Here is an 18,949-nt window from a genome sequence, read left to right on the forward strand (position 1 = left end):
TGTAAAGAAGTTGTAAAGTTTTAAGGTTTGAACGTTGGAATATTACCAACTAAATCTTTTAAAACCTTTATAAATATTTATTTGTTTGATTTTGAAACCATTAAGGCTAAAGTCCAACTTTTAAACCTTACAACTTTTCAACATTCAAACATCTCCAGATTCCAACATTTTAAACCAATATAAACCATGCCTATTTACCATACTTTAGGGACTATCCCGCACAAGCGGCATACGCAATTCCGTAAGCCGGATGGCACTTTATATGCCGAAGAACTGGTATCAACCGAGGGTTTTTCCAGCTTGTACTCGCTGGTTTACCACACTTACCCGCCCACCATTGTAAAAGAACTTGGCGAGCCGTATTCTGTTGAGCCCAAAATAGCGCGCGAAAAGCACCTTAAACATACCAGCCTGATAGGTTTTAACATAAAACCCGAAGACGATTACCTGCAAAGCCGTAAGCCGGTTTTAGTAAATGCCGACCTGCACATTTCCTTGGCGGCCCCACGCCAAAGTATGACGGATTATTTTTACAAGAACAGCCAGGCCGACGAGGTAATATTTATTCATGAGGGCACAGGTACGTTAAAAACAGGTTTCGGCAAGATAAAATTCGAATACGGCGATTACCTGGTTATCCCGCGCGGTACCATTTACCAGCTGGAGTTTAACAGCGAAGATAACCGCCTGTTCATTGTAGAAAGCTTTAGCCCTATCCGATCGCCAAAACGTTACCGCAACGCATATGGCCAGCTCATGGAGCATGCACCCTATTGCGAACGGGATATTAAACGCCCTACAGACCTGGAAACCATTGACCAGAAGGGCGACTTTAAGATCCTGATCAAAAAACAGGGCCTTATTTATCCGTACACTTATGGCACCCATCCGTTTGATTTTATTGGCTGGGACGGCTTTCACTACCCATGGGCGTTTTCCATCCACGATTTTGAACCGATAACCGGCAGGGTACATCAGCCACCACCGGTACACCAAACTTTTGAAGGCCACAATTTTGTGATATGCTCGTTTGTGCCGCGTAAGTTTGATTATCACCCCTTATCGATACCCGCGCCGTATAACCACAGCAATGTAGACAGCGATGAGGTATTGTACTACGTTGACGGCGATTTTATGAGCCGGAAAAGCGTGGTAAAAGGGCAGATAACCCTGCACCCCGGCGGCATCCCGCACGGCCCGGCGCCGGGTTCGGTCGAAAAATCTATCGGTAAAGAGTTTACGGATGAATTGGCCGTGATGATAGATCCCTTCCGCCCGCTGATGCTGACGGAGGATGCCGTACAAATTGAAGACGAAAATTACTATAAAAGCTGGGTTTTTTGAGGTGAAAGGTAAAAGCAGAAAGGTAAAAGGCTTTAAAAAATCACTAAATCAATAATACCCTGATTCACTAATTAAAGAAAATGGAAACATTAACATTAGATACCAAACCAACCACAACAGATTTTTTGCCGCTTAACGGTACGGATTATGTTGAATTTTATGTGGGTAACGCCAAGCAGGCTGCCCACTATTATAAAACCGCTTTCGGTTTTCAGGACCTGGCATATGCCGGACCCGAAACCGGCGTGCGCGACCGCGCATCATATGTTTTACAACAAGGTAAAATACGCATTGTGTTAACTACCCCGCTGCATTCTGATCACCCGATAGCGGAGCATATTAAAAAACACGGCGATGGTGTAAAAGTACTTGCGCTATGGGTTGACGACGCTTACGACGCCTTTAAACAAACCACAAGCCGCGGGGCGGAGCCTTTTCAGGAGCCCCAAACCATTACCGACGAACACGGCGAAGTGCGCACCAGCGGCATAAAACTATATGGCGAAACGGTTCATCTGTTCATCGAGCGTAAAAACTACAGCGGGCCGTTCCTGCCGGGATATAAAGCCCTGCAAACCACTTACCACCCGCCTGTTGCAGGCCTGCTGTATGTAGACCATTGCGTGGGTAATGTGGGCTGGCATAAAATGAACTACTGGGTAAATTTTTATGAAGAAATTATGGGGTTCCGTAATATTCTTACGTTTGATGATAAAATGATATCCACCGAATACTCGGCCCTGATGAGCAAGGTTATGAGTAACGGTAACGGATACGTAAAGTTCCCGATAAATGAGCCGGCCGAGGGTAAAAAGAAAAGTCAGATAGAAGAATACCTGGAATTTTACGAAGACGAGGGCGTGCAGCACCTGGCATTGGCTACCAACGATATTGTAAAAACAGTAACTGATCTGCAAAGCCGGGGGGTAGAGTTTTTAACAGTGCCTACTACCTATTACGACGAGCTTACCGATCGTGTAGGCCATATTGACGAAGACCTGGAGCCGCTTAAACAATTAGGCATCCTGGTTGACCGAGACGACGAGGGCTACCTGCTGCAGATATTTACCAAACCTGTTGAAGACCGCCCTACGCTGTTCTTCGAGATCATACAGCGCAAAGGGGCAAAATCATTTGGCGCTGGCAATTTTAAAGCATTGTTTGAAGCCATTGAACGCGAGCAGGAACTGCGCGGAAACTTGTAGATCCTCTCTTGCCAATTCAATAGCATCGTATTAACACGCAGGGTATGGTTCAAGTTTGAACCATACCCGTTATTGAAAGGTTGGGTAAGGTAAAATGCCGGGCGCTATACCCCGCGTTCAGCGTTTTTGACAAGGGCGAATTCCCCCTGTAAAAAGGTGAATTTAAGCCCGAAACAATTATTAACTTGCATAAGTTGTATTACCATGAGCACCAACCCTTTACATACCAAGTTCCGAATATTTCCATTGCTGGTAAGTGTGGCAATAACATTTGGTATCGGGTTTGTGGCCTCACTTTTTACCCGCCCCGAAATAACCGGATGGTACGCCGCCTTAAAAAAACCGGCGTTTACACCTCCTAACTGGCTTTTCCCGGTAGCATGGACAACCCTGTACCTGCTGATTGCCATTGCAGCGTACCTGGTTTGGCAACGCCGCGACAGCACATCAACTTATAAAACTACGATTGTTATTTACGTTACGCAGCTTGCGCTCAATTTCTCGTGGTCGATAGTGTTCTTTGGCATGCACCGCATATTGGCCGCGCTGTTTATTATTGTAGCGTTACTGGTAAGCATCGTTTTAAACATCGGCTGGTTTGCCCGGTTCAGTAAAACAGCGGCCTGGCTGCTGGTACCCTACCTGATGTGGGTACTTTTTGCTGCTTTGTTAAACATTAGCATTAGTGTGCTTAACAAATAAGAAAAACACTATTTTTATTGCACGTTATCCTGTGCCTGAAATGAAAAGATTTTTGCTTACCTGTATCCTCACAATTGTTGCTGTATCATTTGCTTTGGCCGATACTATCGCCATCAACCATTTTGTAATAAAAGAGAACCCATTTGCTAAAGATGAGATAGCCATTATAGCAGTTGATACCGCCGGGGTGATCCAGGAAAACGTAAGCGGCCTGTTCACTTTTACGATAAATGGCTTTACCGAGGAGCTTACTTTTGATAAGGGCACTGCCTTTTATCGGCATAAGATAGAAAAGTCGAGCTTTGTATACACCAGGCACGAGAATGTTAATGGCACCCACGCCATACTTTATTACGTTTACAGGCACGATAGCAGGCTTACCCCTGTAAAAATAAGCTGGATAGTATTAATAGGTATACCGCTTGCGTTGATATTGCTTGGTTACCTGTTTAAGCGGTTCATTATAATAGCGCTTATAATTTTTTGTATCTTCCTGTATTTTAACCACAGCAACGGGTTAAGCATCCCAACGTTCTTCCAGAGTATTATTGATGGGTTAAAGGGGGTGTTTTCGTAGCAAGAAATTAGAGCGCGATGCACTACCGGACGCTTGGTTTTTTAACAACTAATCTCTGATTAAAACGGCAGCCCGATACCAAAGTTTAGCTGCATAAAACTGTAGTTGTCACCAACTATCTTGCCGTTCTTGTCTACCCCTGTTTTATTTGCGCGGAGGTAGGCCTCCTTAAATTCGCCCGTTTTAAACAATTCATCAAAATGTTTAACAAACACCCATTGTTCTGATCCGTTGAACTGCGGGTCTTTAAATTTAAAGGCGGCATCAAGTCTGAAGACAAAAAAGCCAAGGTCAAACCTTAAACCGGTGCCAATACCAATCGCGGTAGACTGCAGAATATTGTTAAACCTGAATTCGCCGTTAGGGTTGTCGGCAGTTTTGTGCAAGCGCCAAACGTTGCCCGCATCTATAAAAAATGCCCCTTTCAGCTTAGTGCCAAAAAAGTTATCCATTAATTTATAACGATATTCCATATTGGCAACCATTTTTATTTCGCCAAACTGGTCAAGGTATTTCAGGCGTGCGCGTGTGGTATCGGCAGCACCGCCTACGCCGTAGCTGGCACGGTTAAACTGGCCCGGCCCTAAGGTACGCGGCAGCCAGGCACGTATATCGTTTGCACCGCCGGTATAAAAATTCTTTTCAAAGATCAACTGGTTACTGTTACCGTACGGCACGCCGATACCAGGATTAAAGCGAAATATAAACTGCTTTTCACCTCCTAAACTACGGTACCAACGGTAATCAACCTCGGTTTTTACATACTGCGAAAAAGCGTAACCAAACAAGGTGCGCTGGCCAAGCGTATCGCGGGGTGCGTTTACCAGTTTGCTTAGCAGGCTAAGCGTACCCCCGCCCAGATCAAGACCGCCCCTGAAGTATATAAAATTTTTGTAAGAGTTTAACTCCTGCGCGTTGTATTGGAAGGTATACTGGCTACCCGATGTAAACGTAGTACGCCCGATAAGGTACACATACGAATAGCGGTTTTGCTTTAAAAGCTCTGCCTTCGCCACAGGGTCGATACTGCCACTCGAAAATTCGATGCTTATAGGCGTAACGGAGTGCTGTTTACGGGCAGTTTCAAAAAAATCGTAGGTAACCGAGTTTATAAAACTGCGGCGCTCCACCAATCCTTTTTGATAAAACAACTGGAAATTGGTGGAGAAAGTGGTATGCGGCACGCCGAATTTAGCCAGGTTAGGAAATTTAAAGGGCAGCAGCAGCCGCGGATAAATAACACTGGCACCGGCCCTGAAATCCTGGTTTTGTATCCCCTGGTTAACCGATGAGTTGCCATTATCGAACAGAATACTCCAGTTGAGCTTTATCTGTAACGTTGCGGCCTGTTTAAAGATATTTCGGTTGGTAAAGGTGTTACCCAGGTTATAGCCAAAGCGCCCCTGGTTAAACAAAAATTCGGCTTCTACCCGGTCGCTCATGAGTTTCAGGGGCACAACATCAATTTTGGTATTCAGCCGGTTGCTGCTGTCGGGTAATTTCTCGTAAGTCGGGTTTGGCACGTTCCTGAATACGTTAAGCTCCGAAAGGCGTGATGTGGTGAGCGTTTGCTTATCAATATCATACAATTCACCTTTCCGTTGAAAAATATAATCGGTAACGGTGCGGGGTTTAAACTTTCCCGAAAAATCAACAAACCTGAACTGGCTGTCTACCTGTATAGTATCTGCCTTGCCGGGGGTACGGCCATTACTGCGTGCAACGGTAACCAAGGTATTATTAATGGTATAAACCGGGTGTTCGGTTTTGCCCTGCGGGTTATCAATGGTCATTACCACATCAACAATACTCTTATTAAAACTCGAATCGGGCAGGTAGTTTATATACTGGCGATAAAAATCGTAGTAACCGTTACGTTTCATTACCAGGTAAAACTGATCGCGGTCGTAAGCTAAACTATCTGTATCAAAACGGCTGCCTTTATTGATATGCGAGTAATCCTTACGCGTTTTGCGATACAGTTCCTGCACCTTAGGGTCGGCAATGCTATCCTTAAAGTTCCTTATCTTAAACAGCGGGCCTTCGGTAGCGGTAAAAAACAGCTGGGCCTTTTTCTTCTTCACAATAATGGAGTCGGCTACTTTGGCTTTTAAAAAACCTTTGTTAACCAGGTACTTTTGTATTTGCAATCGCGAAAACTCCACCAGGTTGCTATCCAGCAAAGCGGGTGCTTCGCCTATTTTGCGTTTACCATTACCGCTAAACAGGTAATAAAACTGCAGGTTAAGCCAGTTGTTTGGCTGCTGCTCTTTATCAACATAGTTAAGCGCCTCTTCCGAAAACTCTTTGTCAACGCCTTTGATCGTAACTTTGCGCACAATGGCCTGGTTATCTTTTATGCCCCTGGTAACACTGCAGCCGGCACCAATAATAACCACCAAAATACTTAATATTGCAAGACGGAAATGTCCGGGTGTATTATATGCTTTCAAAATCTCAGATCAGTTTACTAACGTCTTTACAACACAAAAAGTTCCGCAGGGAACATGGTTTATTTATGGTAGAAGGCTACAAATCAATAACTGAATTTGCCGGTTCCGATTACCACCTGCATACCATATATCATACGCCTGATATTGCACCAAAATTGCTTAAATTATCCCAAAAAATAAACTTTCAGGAGATTTCTTTAAATGACCTTCAAAAAGTAAGCTCACTGAAAACCCCGGCTGATGCAATTGCTACTGTTAAGATACCCCAATGGGGCAGCTTAAACCCTACAACGTTAAAAAATAAATTTAGTTTGGTGCTTGATGGTATACAGGACCCCGGCAACATGGGTACCATTATACGCACTGCCGATTGGTTTGGCATCGGCAACATTATTTGCTCGGAAGATACTGTTGATGCCTATAACCCCAAAGTTGTACAGGCCACCATGGGCTCGCTTGCGCGGGTAAATGTTACCTATACCAATTTAGCAGGCCTGGTTTCGGCAGCAAAGCTGCCCGTTTTCGGCGCTTTACTAAACGGCGAAAATATTTATACCACAAACTTTGGCACCGAGGGCTTGCTAATAATGGGCAACGAGGGTAACGGTATCAGGCCTGATATTCAGGCGTTAGTAACCAAAGCTATCACCATTCCGCGCATTGGTAAGGCCGAATCGTTGAATGTGGCCATAGCCACGGCCATATGCTGCTCAGAGCTTGCCGCAAAATCCTACAAATAAAAATTGATTAGCAACAAATAATTACTATTTTTGCAATCCTTAAAATTGGTCGGGTGGCCGAGTGGCTAGGCAGAGGTCTGCAAAACCTCCTACAGCGGTTCGAATCCGCTCCCGACCTCAAGGTTAAAAACATTTAAAATAAAAAGTCATGGGCGTTACTCGTTTAAAAAGAAAAGATAGAAGGAACAAAACCACTTCGCGTTTAGAAGTTCAGTTTTTAAAGTTAGCTACCAACATTGAATTGGGCAGCCGTTCTGCAGAGAAAAAAGACAGCCAGATAGCAAAAAACAATGCTGTTTTAGCTAAAGCCGCTGCAGGCAAATAATTGTTCTTTTTAAGGAAATTGAAAAGGCATACCGGTAATGGTATGCTTTTTTTATTGGGTAAAGACGCGAAGTATCGCATCTCTACATTTTCAGCACCGCCTTATTAATCTCCCCTATCAATCCCGGTCCTTCGTAAATAAAACCAGTGTATAACTGCACTAACGATGCGCCGGCCTTTAATTTCTCTATCGCATCCGCGGCCGAATGGATGCCGCCTACCCCGATAATAGGGAACGCCCCGCCTGATATTTTATGCAGATAAGCGATAACCTCTGTGGAGCGCTTGGCTAACGGTTTGCCGCTTAATCCGCCGGTCTCCACTTTATGTGCAGACGTGAGCCCCTCGCGGCCGATCGTGGTATTGGTAGCAATGATACCTGCTATGCCTGTTTGTTTTACAATATCGGCGATATCGTTTAACTGATCGTTTGTCAGGTCGGGGGCAATTTTTAATAAAATGGGCCTGCTAATACCATTCTTGTTATTGCGTTGCTGCAGCGTGTTTAAAATATGCATCAGGGGGCCTTTTTCCTGCAGCTCGCGTAAGCCGGGCGTGTTGGGCGAACTTACGTTCACCACAAAATAGTCAACCACATCAAACAGCCTGTCAAAGCATTTGATGTAATCGCTTACCGCATCCTCGTTAGATGTTACCTTATTTTTGCCGATGTTGCCCCCTACTATAAGTGCCTGCTGCCCCGGTTTAAGGCTTTTACGATAAGCGGCAATACGCTCCGCGGCTACATCAACGCCATGATTGTTGAAGCCCATACGGTTTATCAGCGCCTCATCTGCCGGCAGGCGAAACATCCGCGGCCTGGGATTACCCGGCTGGGGCAACGGGGTAACGGTACCAACCTCAACAAAACCAAAGCCCAGGTTACCCATTTCGCTGATCAATTCGGCATTTTTGTCAAAACCGGCGGCAAGGCCTACCGGGTTCTTAAACTTTAGGCCAAATACCTCGCGTTCCAATCGTTTATCATTACTGCCCCAAATGGCTTTACTTAGTGCCGCGCCCCCCGGGAAACGGTTAAACCGCTTAAGGTTACGGGTTACAAAATAATGCACGTTCTCGGGGTCGAACTGAAACAGCAGGGGTTTAAGCAATTGATACATGGCGCGAATTTACCGATTTTAACAATTACGCATCAACTTTTAACAATTAAGCATCGGCGGTAATTAACAATTTGTATCTTAGGCAAGCGCTATAATTTGCGCCGTTATAAACCAATACCAACATGACCAATAACAACTCGCGTCGTAATTTTATAAAAACCACCGCTGTGGGCGCAGCTGCGGCTATCAGCATCCCACAAATTGTATCTGCTTCGGCTAAAAGTTACAGAACTAAAAAGGTGCAATTGAACGATAACGATGTGATCTTATTCCAGGGCGACTCTATTACCGATTGGGGGCGCGACCATAATAAAACTGTCCCTAATGATAACAGCAGCCTGGGCAACAGTTATGTTTTGCTAACCGCTGCCGAGTTGCTTGAAAAATATGCTGCAAAAAACCTGCAAATTTATAACAAAGGCGTGGGCGGTAACAAAGTTTATCAGCTGGCGGATAGGTGGGACACCGATACGCTTGCGCTAAAACCAACCGTACTGAGCATCCACATTGGGGTGAACGATTTTTGGCATACCCTGGGCGGCGGCTATACCGGCACTATCGAAACTTACATAACAGACTACAAAAAACTGCTCGACCGCACTAAAAACGCGCTGCCTGGTGTAAAGCTGATCATTGGCGAGCCTTTCGCCATGATAGGTACCAAAGCCGTTGATGCCAAATGGTACCCCACGTTTGACCTTTTCAGGAAAGCCGCACGAGACATCGCAGCGGAATACGACCTGCCGTTTATACCCTACCAAACCGTATTTAATAACGCGCTTAAACAAGCGCCGGCTACTTATTGGACACTCGACGGCGTACACCCCAGCCTTGCCGGCGCAAAACTAATGGCGCAAGCCTGGATGGAAACGATAAAGTAACCACCAGCCCCTAAAAAGGAGCTTTTGAACCATTTGCGCGCACCTTGTTATTTTTTCCACTCCCCCTTCAGGGGGTCGGGGGGTTTTCGTATCTTTGCGGCCGAAATGATAGCTATAAATAACCTTACGTTCGAGATTGGTGCGCGGGCCCTATATGATGAAGCCAACTGGCATATTAAACCGGGAGAAAAAATTGGCCTTATAGGCGCTAACGGTACAGGGAAAACCACCCTGCTTAAAATGATCGTTGGTGAATATACCCCAACCTCGGGCACTATATCAATGGCTAAGGATCTTACCATGGGCTACCTTAACCAGGACCTGCTATCTTACTCATCTGATAAAAATATTGTGCACGTTGCCATGGAGGCTTTTGAGCGCCAAAACCAGCTGCACGACGAAATAGAGAACCTGCTTAAAAAGCTGGAAACAGATTACAGTGAAGACCTGCTGCACAAATTAAGCGATAAACAGCACGAATTTGAATTGCTTGACGGGTACAATATTGAATATAAAGCCCACGAAATTTTGGCGGGCCTTGGGTTTAGCGAGGCCGACTGCCAGCGTAAGCTAAGTACCTTTAGCGGGGGATGGCGTATGCGTGTGATGCTTGCCAAAATACTTTTACAGGCGCCGGATATCCTTTTACTGGATGAGCCTACCAACCACCTTGACTTACCATCCATCCAATGGCTGGAAGATTATTTAAAGGCCTTTAGCGGGGCTATTATCATCGTATCGCACGATAGGTGGTTTTTAGACAGGGTAATTAACCGCACGGTTGAATCGCGCAAGGGTAAACTAACTGTATATGCAGGTAACTATACTTTTTACCTGGAAGAAAAAGCACTGAGGGCCGAGATCCAGCGCGGCGAGTTCAAGAACCAGCAATCGAAGATACGACAGGAAGAGCGCCTGATAGAGCGTTTCCGCGCCAAGGCATCCAAAGCAAAAATGGCGCAATCGCGCATTAAAATGCTCGACAAAATGGAGCGTGTTGAAGATGTGGACGACGATAACCCTGAAGTTAACTTCAGTTTTAAATTCAGTAAGCAATCGGGCCGCCATGTGGTAACATTAGAGCATATCACCAAAAAATATCCGGCGATAGACATCCTTGACGACGCAGAAGCTATTATTGAAAAAGGTGATAAAATAGCGCTGATAGGTGCCAACGGTAAAGGTAAATCAACCCTGCTGCGCATTGTAGCCGGCGCTGATAAAGATTTTGAAGGCAAGGCCATAACCGGCCATAACGTTACGCAAACCTTTTTTGCGCAGCACCAGTTAGAGAGCCTGCACCTGGAGAACCAGATACTGCAGGAACTGCAATCATTCGCCCCAAAACATACCGAAACAGAGCTGCGCTCGATATTGGGTTCGTTCCTGTTCACGGGGGATGATGTGTTTAAAAAGATCAAGGTGCTGTCGGGTGGCGAGAAATCGCGCGTGGCGCTGGCTAAGGCCTTAACCGCGGATGCAAACTTTTTAGTACTGGATGAGCCTACCAACCACCTGGATATGGCATCGGTAAACATATTGATACAGGCGTTACAGCAATACGAAGGTACAGTGATAGTAGTATCGCACGACAGGCATTTTCTGGATAATGTGGCTAATAAGATATGGTTTATTGAAGACCAGAAAATAAAGCAATACCCGGGCACTTATGCCGAGTATGACGAATGGGCGGCTAAACGCAAGTTAGAGCCCAAAGCAACCGTGCCTGCCCCGCAGCCTAAAAAGGAAGAAAAAAAACCAGAGCCTGTTAAACAGCCGCAAAGCGAAAACAAGAGCCAGCAGCTAAAAAAGTTAAATCAGGACCTTAATAAGCTGGAAGAACGTATTGCCGAAATAGAAAAGGATGTGAAGGTACTGGAAGCACAACTGGCCGACGACACTATTTACAACCAGGCCGAGAAACTAAAGCAGGTTAACGATAATTATCAGCTCAAAAAGTTAGAGCTTAGGGAAAACCAGGCACGCTGGGAGGCCCTCGCCGAACAGATAATGGAGCTGGAGGCGTAAGTCTAAAAAGTTTTAAGTAGTATGGGCAGTTTGCAAGAGCAGCTGCCTTTTTGTTCGCGGCAGCAGCATAGTATGAGCGATCAAAAAGCGCAATGTCATGGTGAGCTTGTCGAACCGTTAGCGGATTATGCCCGCCGCTCACCCTTCGACAAGCTCAGGCTGACAACCGTATCTCATTTTCCTATCCCGAAATAATTAGGGCATCGCAAACGTTTTGTTGTTATCTTGTGATGATGAAAAGTTTTTTACTAAGCCTGTTCCTGTTAATTCCGATTGCATGTTTTGCCCAAAACCCGCCGTTTGATAACAGCATTTACCGGCACGAAATAAAAAGCGTTGAGTTTTACAACTCAAAAAAACCGGCATCCTTCCCGGTAATAGAACTGGGCGGGCGCGAAACGGTTACTTTGGGTTTTGACGACCTTAGCGGTGCCAGCCGCACTTTTAACTACACACTGCAGCATTGCGATGCCAACTGGCGCCCATCTAACCTGTCGCCCTCTGAGTACCTGGAAAGCTTTACCGACGATCGCATTAATGATTATACCTACTCATCAGGTACATTCCAAAAATACACCCACTACGAGGTTAAGATACCTAACCGCAATATCATTCCTAAGATATCCGGCAATTACATATTAAAGGTTTATGAGGACGGCGACCCTGCCAAACTGATACTTACCCGCAGGCTTTACGTGGTTGATAAGCGGGTATCGGTAAGTGCAAATATTATTGCATCAAACAATGTATCGGCAAGGCGCACCAATCAAAAGGTAAATTTCACCATTGACTATACCGGCTTGCCCGTACAAAACCCCAACACCGACATCCGGGCATTTTTAATGCAGAACGCCCGGCCCGAAACCGGCATCATGAACAACAAGCCAACCTACATACGCGGTACGCAGCTGGTTTATAACGACGTTAACATCAACGATTTTGCCGGCCGTAACGAGTTCAGGCATTTTGATACCCGCACATTAAAGCTAAACTCGGAGCGTATCTCAAAAATTTACAAGGATACCGCTAACACTGTAATGTTATTGGGCGACCCTAACCGTAACCTGCCTAATTACACGTTGTTGTATGATATCGACGGCAAGTTTTTTATCATTAACCAGGATGGTAACGACCCGCGCCGCGACGCGGATTACGCTTACATGTATTTTACCCTGGCAGCCAATAAATCGCAGGCAGAGGGCACGGCCTATATTGTGGGCCAGTTTAATGATTATAAGCTAGACGATAACAGTAAGCTAACCTACGATGACCGCGGGCGCTGGTACACCAATTTACTGTTAAAACAGGGCGTTTACGATTACCAGTACGTTTGGGTAAGCAACGCCACCAGGCAACCTGATGATACCGCTTTAGAAGGCAACTATTTTGAAACCGAGAACGAATATCAATTACTTGTTTACTACCGCCAAACCGGCGCACGTTATGAACAACTGGTAGGTTATAACATGCTGACCACGCAAAGGCACTAGCCGCTCTAACAGTAAATATAAGAAAAGTCATGCTGAACTTGTTTCAGCATCTCACAGCACAGTCAGCTATAATATCCGAGGGATCCTGAAACAAGTTCAGGATGACGTGATGGTTTAGGCATTCAGGACTATCTTCTCCACAACTTTTTAAACTCTATACTTCCCTCCTAAAGTTTATCTTTGCAGCATGAAAGGAAAATCATCCAAAGAATCGTACACCATCATGAACGAACTGGTGTTACCCAACGACACCAACACCCTTAACAATTTAATGGGGGGGCGTTTACTGCATTGGATGGATATTGCGGCGGCTATATCGGCTCAAAAACATTGTAACCGCATAGTGGTAACCGCGTCGGTAGATAATGTATCCTTTCAGCACCCGATAAAACTGGGCGATGTAATTACTATAGAAGCAAAGGTTTCGCGCGCGTTTACCACCTCTGTTGAGGTTAGGCTGGATGTATATGCCCAAAACATACCATCCGGTACGAAAGTTAAAAGCAACGAGGCTTATTATACATTTGTAGCCCTTGACCAAAATGGTCGCACCATACCGGTGCCGCCCATGCTGCCCGAAACAAACGAAGAAGTTGCCCTTTATGATGGCGCACTGCGCCGCCGCCAGTTAAGACTGATACTTGGCGGTAAAATGAAACCGGATGATGCTACCGAACTAAAAGCCCTGTTTTTTGGAGCATTAGATAAAGATTAAAGATTTGTTAGTCGGAGATTAGGAACTTATAAATAAGGAAGCCCGACGTTCGTCGGGCTTCCTTATTTATATCAATCAAATGCTTTTAGTCTCTGACTAACAAACCTCTAATATCTAAACCTCTACCACACATTTATCCTATCCTCGGGGCTTTTGTACATTTTATCGCCTGGTTTTACATTAAAGGCGGTGTACCAGGCATCCATATTAGTAACCGGGGCGTTGGTGCGGAACTGCTCGGGCGAGTGAGGATCAGTCAGGATACGCTGCGCTGCTGCCTCCGGTCGCTGCGAACTCCTCCAAACCTGTGCCCACGACAAAAAGAAACGCTGGTCGGGCGTAAAGCCATCAATTTTTGTGTTTGATTGACCTTGTTTGGTTTTCTTAAAAGCTTCATAGGCAACGTTAAGTCCGCCCAGGTCGGCAAGGTTTTCGCCCAAGGTAAGCTTGCCGTTTACGTGCATGGTATCAACCAGGGTAAAGGCATTGTATTGGGCTACTACCTTATCGGCGCGCGTTTTAAATTTATCTGCGTCGTCTTTTGTCCACCAGTCCCGCAGGGTGCCGTCGGCGTCATACTGGCGGCCTTCGTCGTCAAAGCCGTGTGTCATTTCGTGGCCTATAACCGCAGCTATACCACCATAATTTATGGCGTCATCGGCACCAAAATCAAAAAACGGGAATTGCAGTATCCCGGCCGGGAAAGCAATTTCGTTATTGGTGGGGTTGTATGATGCATTTACGGTTGGCGGGGTCATACCAAATCGTGTCCTGTCTACCGGTTTGCCCAGGCGGCTAACGTTGAAATTATAACGCCATACGGCTATACGCCTTAAGTTTCCGGCATAATCATCACGGTTGATCACCAGGCCGTTGTAAACCTCCCATTTATCAGGGTAGCCAATTTTAACGCGGAACGCAGCCAGTTTTTTAAGCGCGCGTGCCTTTGTTTCTTCGCTCATCCAGTCAAGGCGTTTTATGCGGTCTCCAAGGGTAACCTTAAGGTTGTTCACCAAGTCAACCATGTATTTTTTCGCCGCCGGGGTAAAGTATTTTTCCACGTACAACTGGCCAAGCAACTCGCCAATGCTGCCGTCTATCAGGCCGCTCATGCGCTCGTTACGCGGCGTTTGTACTTTTTGGCCGCTAAGGCTGCTGCTATACGCAAACCCGGCCTTAACGAACGGAGAGCTCAGCGACGACGCGGAACCCTTTAATATGTTCCATTTTAAATAGGTTTTCAGATCGTTTACCGGCGTGGCAGCCAGCAGTGCATCAGCATCTTTAAAAAACGCGGGCTGCCCAACTATGATAGTATCCTGGCCGTTAACCTTAAGCATAGGCAACAGCTTCACCCAGTTTAAATGCGGGGTGGTTTTGCTAAAATCAGCAACCGACAGCTTATTGTAGGTTAAATGAGGGTCGCGCTGAGCTACACGGCTCAGTTGCGATTTTGCCAGCGCTTTTTCCAATTCGAAGATCACATCCGCGTTTTTAGCCGCCTCGTCTGCGCTGGTACCAGTTAAGGTAAACAACGTGGTAATGTAAGTTTTCAGCGCGTCCTGTATCTTTTGAGTGCGGGCATCACTTTTCAGGTAATTATCCCTATCGGGCAGGGTGGTACCGCCTTGCCTTAAGCTAACAATATAGCGGTCGACATTTTTTTCATCCTGGCCAACGCCAAAACCAAACAGTGGGCTGCCTATTCCGTTAACGCGCTCGTAAACCAGTTCATTCACAACGCCGTTAAGATCGGTTATCTTGTTAATGCGCGCCAGGTCGGCTGCAATTGGTGTATAGCCTTTCTTTTCAATAGTAAGGCTATCCATACCGCTGGCGTAAAGATCGCCAACGCGCTGCTTAAGGCTCCCTTTTGGCTGGCCCGGGGTTTTGCTAACCTCGTTGAGCAGGCCCAACAGGCGGTCGGTATTTTCCTGCCTTAAAATATTGAAGCTGCCCCAGCGGGTCTCTTTGGCAGGTATGGCGTTCTGTTTTATCCAGTTGCCGTTGGCATATTCAAAAAAGTTATCGCCGGGTTTTACCGACAGATCCATATTGGCCGGGTCGATATATTTTTTTGGCGGGATAGTATGATGTTTTTGCTTGGCGGGCTTGGGGCCGTTACCGGCAAAAGCGGTTACCGACAGGCACAGCGCACCCATCAGCATTAAATTGGTAAACTTTAGTTTCATGATAAATCAGTAAAACTATGAAGTTAATTTTTTATCCGCGGGATGGCAAATATTTGAGCAGGCGCAGTTATTTATTAAACCAGTTGATAACAACTGACAGGCGCGACATTTTGATAAAAGCCACCAAAAAACGATTTAAGGGCACTGTTTTCATGTCTGGATGTGTTTACAATGTATAAACGCCTATATGTAAAAATATTGTTGCTGACTGTTTAAACCGATTAATTTATAATTGTTCCACATAAAAACTCACCAAACCCTCTCCGCGGGAGAGGGCGTTAAAACCAATTTTAAATAATCTTGGCTCCTTTGCAACGGGCTGGGGAGAGGCTATCTCATTTACCTATTCCCAATTAGCGCCAAATAGTTATTTTTGCAGGCTATGAGTATTGCAAAAACCTATTCGCCCGCACAAGCCGAAGAAAAATGGTATAGTTACTGGTTACAACACAATTTTTTCAGGTCGGTACCTGACGAACGCGAACCCTATACCATTGTGATCCCTCCGCCAAACGTTACCGGCGTGCTGCATATGGGCCATATGCTAAACAATACCATACAGGATGTTTTGATACGCCGCGCCAGGATGAACGGCAAGAATGCCTGCTGGGTACCGGGTACAGACCACGCCAGCATTGCTACCGAAGCAAAGGTTGTGGCCATGCTAAAAGAGCGGGGCATCAGCAAAAAAGACCTTACCCGCGCGGAGTTTTTGAACTACGCCTGGGAATGGAAAGAAAAATACGGCGGCATCATCCTGGAGCAATTGAAAAAGCTCGGCGCTTCGTGCGATTGGGAACGCACCAAATTCACCATGGACGAGGATATGAGCGAGTCGGTTATAGACTACTTTATTCACCTGCATAAAAAAGGCTGGATATACCGCGGCGTGCGTATGGTTAACTGGGACCCGCAGGGGAAAACTGCCGTTAGCGACGAGGAAGTTATCCGTAAGGAGGTAAATCAGAAGCTTTATTATATTCGATATTATTTGAGTCAGAAAGACGGAAAGTCAGGAAGTCCGAAAGACGAAGCCTATCTTTCGGACTCACCGACTTCCGGACATTCGGACTTCCTAACCATCGCTACCACGCGCCCTGAGACCATTATGGCCGATGCAGCGATATGTATCAACCCAAATGATGAGCGGTACACGCACTTGCATGGCAAATCGGTTTTTATTCCGCTGATAAACCGCGAGATACCGGTTATACTGGATGAATATGTAACCATGGACTTTGGTACCGGCTGTTTAAAGGTTACCCCGGCGCATGATCTGAACGACTACGAGCTTGGCCAGCGCCATAAGCTGCCGGTTATTGATATTTTAAACGACGACGCCACGCTTAACGAAAAGGCGCAGATACTGGTAGGCGAAGACCGTTTTGCCGCCCGTAAAAAAATAGCGGTGCTCCTGGAAGAGGCCGGCGCGCTTGAAAAAACAGAAGATTACACCTCGCAGATAGGCTACAGCGAACGCACAAACGCCGCTATAGAACCAAAGCTAAGCATGCAATGGTTTTGCAAAATGCCCGAGCTGGCTAAACCTGCCCTGGATTATGTGCTGAATGGCGATGTAAAGCTGATACCCGAGAAATTTATCAACACTTACCGCCATTGGATGGAGAACGTTAGGGACTGGAACATCAGTCGCCAGCTATGGTGGGGTCAGCAAATACCGGCATACTACCTGCCAAACGGCGAGTTTGTAGTAGCCAAAACCAAAGAAGAAGCATTAACCCAGGCGCAAAAAATTGATGCATCGCTTACTATAAACGACCTTACCCAGGACGAAGACGTTTTAGATACCTGGTTCTCGTCGGGTTTGTGGCCGATGTCGGTTTTTGATGGCGTACGCAACCCTGATAACGCCGAGATAAACTATTACTACCCAACAAACGACCTGGTGACTGCCCCCGAGATTTTGTTCTTCTGGGTAGCCAGGATGATCATGGCAGGGCACGAACTGCGCGCGCAAAAACCTTTTACCAACGTGTACCTAACCGGTATTGTGAGGGACAAGCTGGGCCGCAAAATGTCCAAATCGTTAGGTAATTCGCCCGACCCTTTAGACCTGATAGAAAAATACGGGGCGGATGGTGTACGCGTGGGTATGCTGTTATGCTCGCCTGCGGGTAACGATTTGATGTTTGACGAAAGCTACTGCGAACAGGGCCGCAACTTCGCCAATAAAATATGGAACGCCTTTAAACTGGTAAAGGGCTGGGAAGCCGACGATAGTATTGCGCCGGCAAATCAAATTGCCATTGAATGGTTTGGCAGCAGGCTGAACCAGGCATTGGTTGATATTGAAAGCGACTTTAAACAATACAGGTTATCTGAGGCGCTCATGACCACCTACAAACTGGTGTGGGACGATTTTTGCGCCTGGTACCTGGAGATGGTAAAACCCGCCTACCAGCAAGGCGTTGAAAAACAAAAAGTCGACCGCGAAACCTACAATGCTACGGTAGCTTATTTTCAGGATATATTGAAGCTATTGCATCCTTATATGCCGTTTATTACCGAAGAACTTTGGCATGATGAGTTGTTTGGCACCCGGGCGGATCTGGATTGCTGTATTGTTGCACAACTGCCAGTTATCGGGCAAATAAATACCCGCCTGGTTACCGAGATAGAAGTAGTGCAGCAGGTAATAGCACAGGTAAGAAACACGCGCAACAGCAATAAATTATCGCCTAAGGACACGTTACCGTTAGCGGTAAAAACAAATTCGGCTATTAATTATAAAACGTACGAAGGCGTTATTAAGCAACTGGGCAACATCAGCGATGTGAGTTTGGTGAACGATGCAATTGCCGGCGCAAATAGCTTTATTGCAGGTACCGACGAGTTTTTTATCTCCCTTAACATAGAAATTGATGTTGAAGCTGAAAGGGCCCGGCTTGAAAAGGAAAGCGATTATTTGGCAGGGTTCCTGAAGTCGGTAAACGCCAAACTGGGAAACGAACGTTTTATGGCAAATGCCAAACCCGAGATAATTGAGAACGAACTTAAAAAGAAAGCTGATGCCGAGGCCCGGTTAAAAATAGTGGAAGATAATTTACGCGGCCTGGCAGGCTAATTGCATGGCATAAAGGCACGTTGATACTTAATTATTAAGTTATTGTGTATATTATTACCGCAATATTTAATATTTTAGTTCGCCCTAATTTT

General features: G+C 45.9%; 14 protein-coding genes and 1 tRNA gene. 12 read left to right on the forward strand and 3 right to left on the reverse strand.

Annotated elements, in window-relative coordinates; genetic code table 11:
• Positions 1 to 186 precede the first annotated feature (186 nt).
• The 4 genes from GWR56_RS00380 to GWR56_RS00395 all read left to right on the forward strand — a co-directional run bounded on the left by GWR56_RS00380 (position 187) and on the right by GWR56_RS00395 (position 3,828).
• Positions 187 to 1,344 carry a homogentisate 1,2-dioxygenase gene (locus GWR56_RS00380; RefSeq protein WP_162429223.1) on the forward strand — a complete coding sequence of 386 codons (1,158 nt, stop codon included), beginning with the start codon at positions 187 to 189 and terminating at the stop codon, positions 1,342 to 1,344.
• An 80-nt stretch (positions 1,345 to 1,424) separates the two neighbouring features.
• Positions 1,425 to 2,549, forward strand: a complete 1,125-nt coding sequence (gene hppD / locus GWR56_RS00385; RefSeq protein WP_162429224.1) for a 4-hydroxyphenylpyruvate dioxygenase — start codon at positions 1,425 to 1,427, stop codon at positions 2,547 to 2,549.
• Positions 2,550 to 2,753: 204 nt separating this feature from the next.
• A complete protein-coding gene (locus GWR56_RS00390; protein WP_162429225.1) occupies positions 2,754 to 3,251 on the forward strand; it encodes a TspO/MBR family protein in 498 nt (165 codons plus the stop codon).
• A 40-nt stretch (positions 3,252 to 3,291) separates the two neighbouring features.
• Positions 3,292 to 3,828, forward strand: coding sequence for a hypothetical protein (locus GWR56_RS00395; protein ID WP_162429226.1), 537 nt, complete (start codon positions 3,292 to 3,294; stop codon positions 3,826 to 3,828).
• 59 nt (positions 3,829 to 3,887) lie between these two features.
• Here the strand turns inward: GWR56_RS00395 and GWR56_RS00400 are convergent, their stop codons facing one another.
• A complete protein-coding gene (locus GWR56_RS00400) occupies positions 3,888 to 6,281 on the reverse strand; it encodes a BamA/TamA family outer membrane protein (protein ID WP_162429227.1) in 2,394 nt (797 codons plus the stop codon).
• 65 nt (positions 6,282 to 6,346) lie between these two features.
• Between GWR56_RS00400 and GWR56_RS00405 the strand changes: the two genes are divergently transcribed.
• The 3 genes from GWR56_RS00405 (at position 6,347) to GWR56_RS00415 (ending at position 7,346) form a co-directional block, all read left to right on the forward strand.
• On the forward strand, positions 6,347 to 7,021 hold the full coding sequence (locus GWR56_RS00405; protein WP_370463806.1) for an RNA methyltransferase: 675 nt from the start codon (positions 6,347 to 6,349) through the stop codon (positions 7,019 to 7,021).
• 47 nt (positions 7,022 to 7,068) lie between these two features.
• Positions 7,069 to 7,139: transfer RNA gene (locus GWR56_RS00410), tRNA-Cys, on the forward strand.
• Positions 7,140 to 7,169: 30 nt separating this feature from the next.
• Positions 7,170 to 7,346 carry a spore protein gene (locus GWR56_RS00415; RefSeq protein WP_162429229.1) on the forward strand — a complete coding sequence of 59 codons (177 nt, stop codon included), beginning with the start codon at positions 7,170 to 7,172 and terminating at the stop codon, positions 7,344 to 7,346.
• An 82-nt stretch (positions 7,347 to 7,428) separates the two neighbouring features.
• Here GWR56_RS00415 and GWR56_RS00420 read toward each other — a convergent pair whose 3' ends face one another.
• Positions 7,429 to 8,466 (reverse strand): quinone-dependent dihydroorotate dehydrogenase, encoded by a 1,038-nt coding sequence (locus GWR56_RS00420; RefSeq protein WP_162429230.1) that lies wholly within the window; start codon positions 8,464 to 8,466, stop codon positions 7,429 to 7,431.
• A gap of 122 nt (positions 8,467 to 8,588) precedes the next feature.
• Here GWR56_RS00420 and GWR56_RS00425 point away from each other — a divergent pair, with 122 nt between their 5' ends.
• The 4 genes from GWR56_RS00425 to GWR56_RS00440 all read left to right on the forward strand — a co-directional run bounded on the left by GWR56_RS00425 (position 8,589) and on the right by GWR56_RS00440 (position 13,580).
• Positions 8,589 to 9,347, forward strand: a complete 759-nt coding sequence (locus tag GWR56_RS00425) for a GDSL-type esterase/lipase family protein (protein ID WP_162429231.1) — start codon at positions 8,589 to 8,591, stop codon at positions 9,345 to 9,347.
• A gap of 105 nt (positions 9,348 to 9,452) precedes the next feature.
• Positions 9,453 to 11,375, forward strand: coding sequence for a ribosomal protection-like ABC-F family protein (gene abc-f / locus GWR56_RS00430; RefSeq protein ID WP_162429232.1), 1,923 nt, complete (start codon positions 9,453 to 9,455; stop codon positions 11,373 to 11,375).
• Positions 11,376 to 11,605: 230 nt separating this feature from the next.
• The gene (locus tag GWR56_RS00435; RefSeq protein WP_162429233.1) at positions 11,606 to 12,865 is read left to right on the forward strand and encodes a type IX secretion system plug protein domain-containing protein; all 1,260 of its coding nucleotides are present in this window, start codon (positions 11,606 to 11,608) and stop codon (positions 12,863 to 12,865) included.
• A gap of 187 nt (positions 12,866 to 13,052) precedes the next feature.
• Entirely contained in the window at positions 13,053 to 13,580 is a 528-nt protein-coding gene (locus tag GWR56_RS00440; RefSeq protein WP_162429234.1) for an acyl-CoA thioesterase, read from the forward strand.
• Between the two features lie 122 nt (positions 13,581 to 13,702).
• On the opposite strand, the gene GWR56_RS00445 is transcribed toward GWR56_RS00440, so the two are convergent.
• Positions 13,703 to 15,772, reverse strand: coding sequence for a M13 family metallopeptidase (locus GWR56_RS00445; RefSeq protein ID WP_162429235.1), 2,070 nt, complete (start codon positions 15,770 to 15,772; stop codon positions 13,703 to 13,705).
• 382 nt (positions 15,773 to 16,154) lie between these two features.
• Here GWR56_RS00445 and GWR56_RS00450 point away from each other — a divergent pair, with 382 nt between their 5' ends.
• Positions 16,155 to 18,857, forward strand: a complete 2,703-nt coding sequence (locus GWR56_RS00450) for a valine--tRNA ligase (RefSeq protein ID WP_162429236.1) — start codon at positions 16,155 to 16,157, stop codon at positions 18,855 to 18,857.
• The last annotated feature ends 92 nt before the right edge of the window (positions 18,858 to 18,949 follow it).

This window comes from Mucilaginibacter sp. 14171R-50 (genome assembly GCF_010093045.1).
In the GTDB taxonomy this organism is placed as follows: Bacteria; Bacteroidota; Bacteroidia; order Sphingobacteriales; family Sphingobacteriaceae; genus Mucilaginibacter.

Coding starts and splice junctions, on each gene's coding strand:
- GWR56_RS00440 (WP_162429234.1), top strand. CDS start 13,053: ATGAAAGGAAAATCATCCAAAGAATCGTACACCATCATGAACGAACTG.
- GWR56_RS00425 (WP_162429231.1), top strand. CDS start 8,589: ATGACCAATAACAACTCGCGTCGTAATTTTATAAAAACCACCGCTGTG.
- GWR56_RS00435 (WP_162429233.1), top strand. CDS start 11,606: ATGATGAAAAGTTTTTTACTAAGCCTGTTCCTGTTAATTCCGATTGCA.
- GWR56_RS00415 (WP_162429229.1), top strand. CDS start 7,170: ATGGGCGTTACTCGTTTAAAAAGAAAAGATAGAAGGAACAAAACCACT.
- GWR56_RS00380 (WP_162429223.1), top strand. CDS start 187: ATGCCTATTTACCATACTTTAGGGACTATCCCGCACAAGCGGCATACG.
- GWR56_RS00445 (WP_162429235.1), bottom strand. CDS start 15,772: ATGAAACTAAAGTTTACCAATTTAATGCTGATGGGTGCGCTGTGCCTG.
- GWR56_RS00420 (WP_162429230.1), bottom strand. CDS start 8,466: ATGTATCAATTGCTTAAACCCCTGCTGTTTCAGTTCGACCCCGAGAAC.
- GWR56_RS00395 (WP_162429226.1), top strand. CDS start 3,292: ATGAAAAGATTTTTGCTTACCTGTATCCTCACAATTGTTGCTGTATCA.
- abc-f (WP_162429232.1), top strand. CDS start 9,453: ATGATAGCTATAAATAACCTTACGTTCGAGATTGGTGCGCGGGCCCTA.
- GWR56_RS00450 (WP_162429236.1), top strand. CDS start 16,155: ATGAGTATTGCAAAAACCTATTCGCCCGCACAAGCCGAAGAAAAATGG.
- GWR56_RS00405 (WP_370463806.1), top strand. CDS start 6,347: ATGGTAGAAGGCTACAAATCAATAACTGAATTTGCCGGTTCCGATTAC.
- hppD (WP_162429224.1), top strand. CDS start 1,425: ATGGAAACATTAACATTAGATACCAAACCAACCACAACAGATTTTTTG.
- GWR56_RS00390 (WP_162429225.1), top strand. CDS start 2,754: ATGAGCACCAACCCTTTACATACCAAGTTCCGAATATTTCCATTGCTG.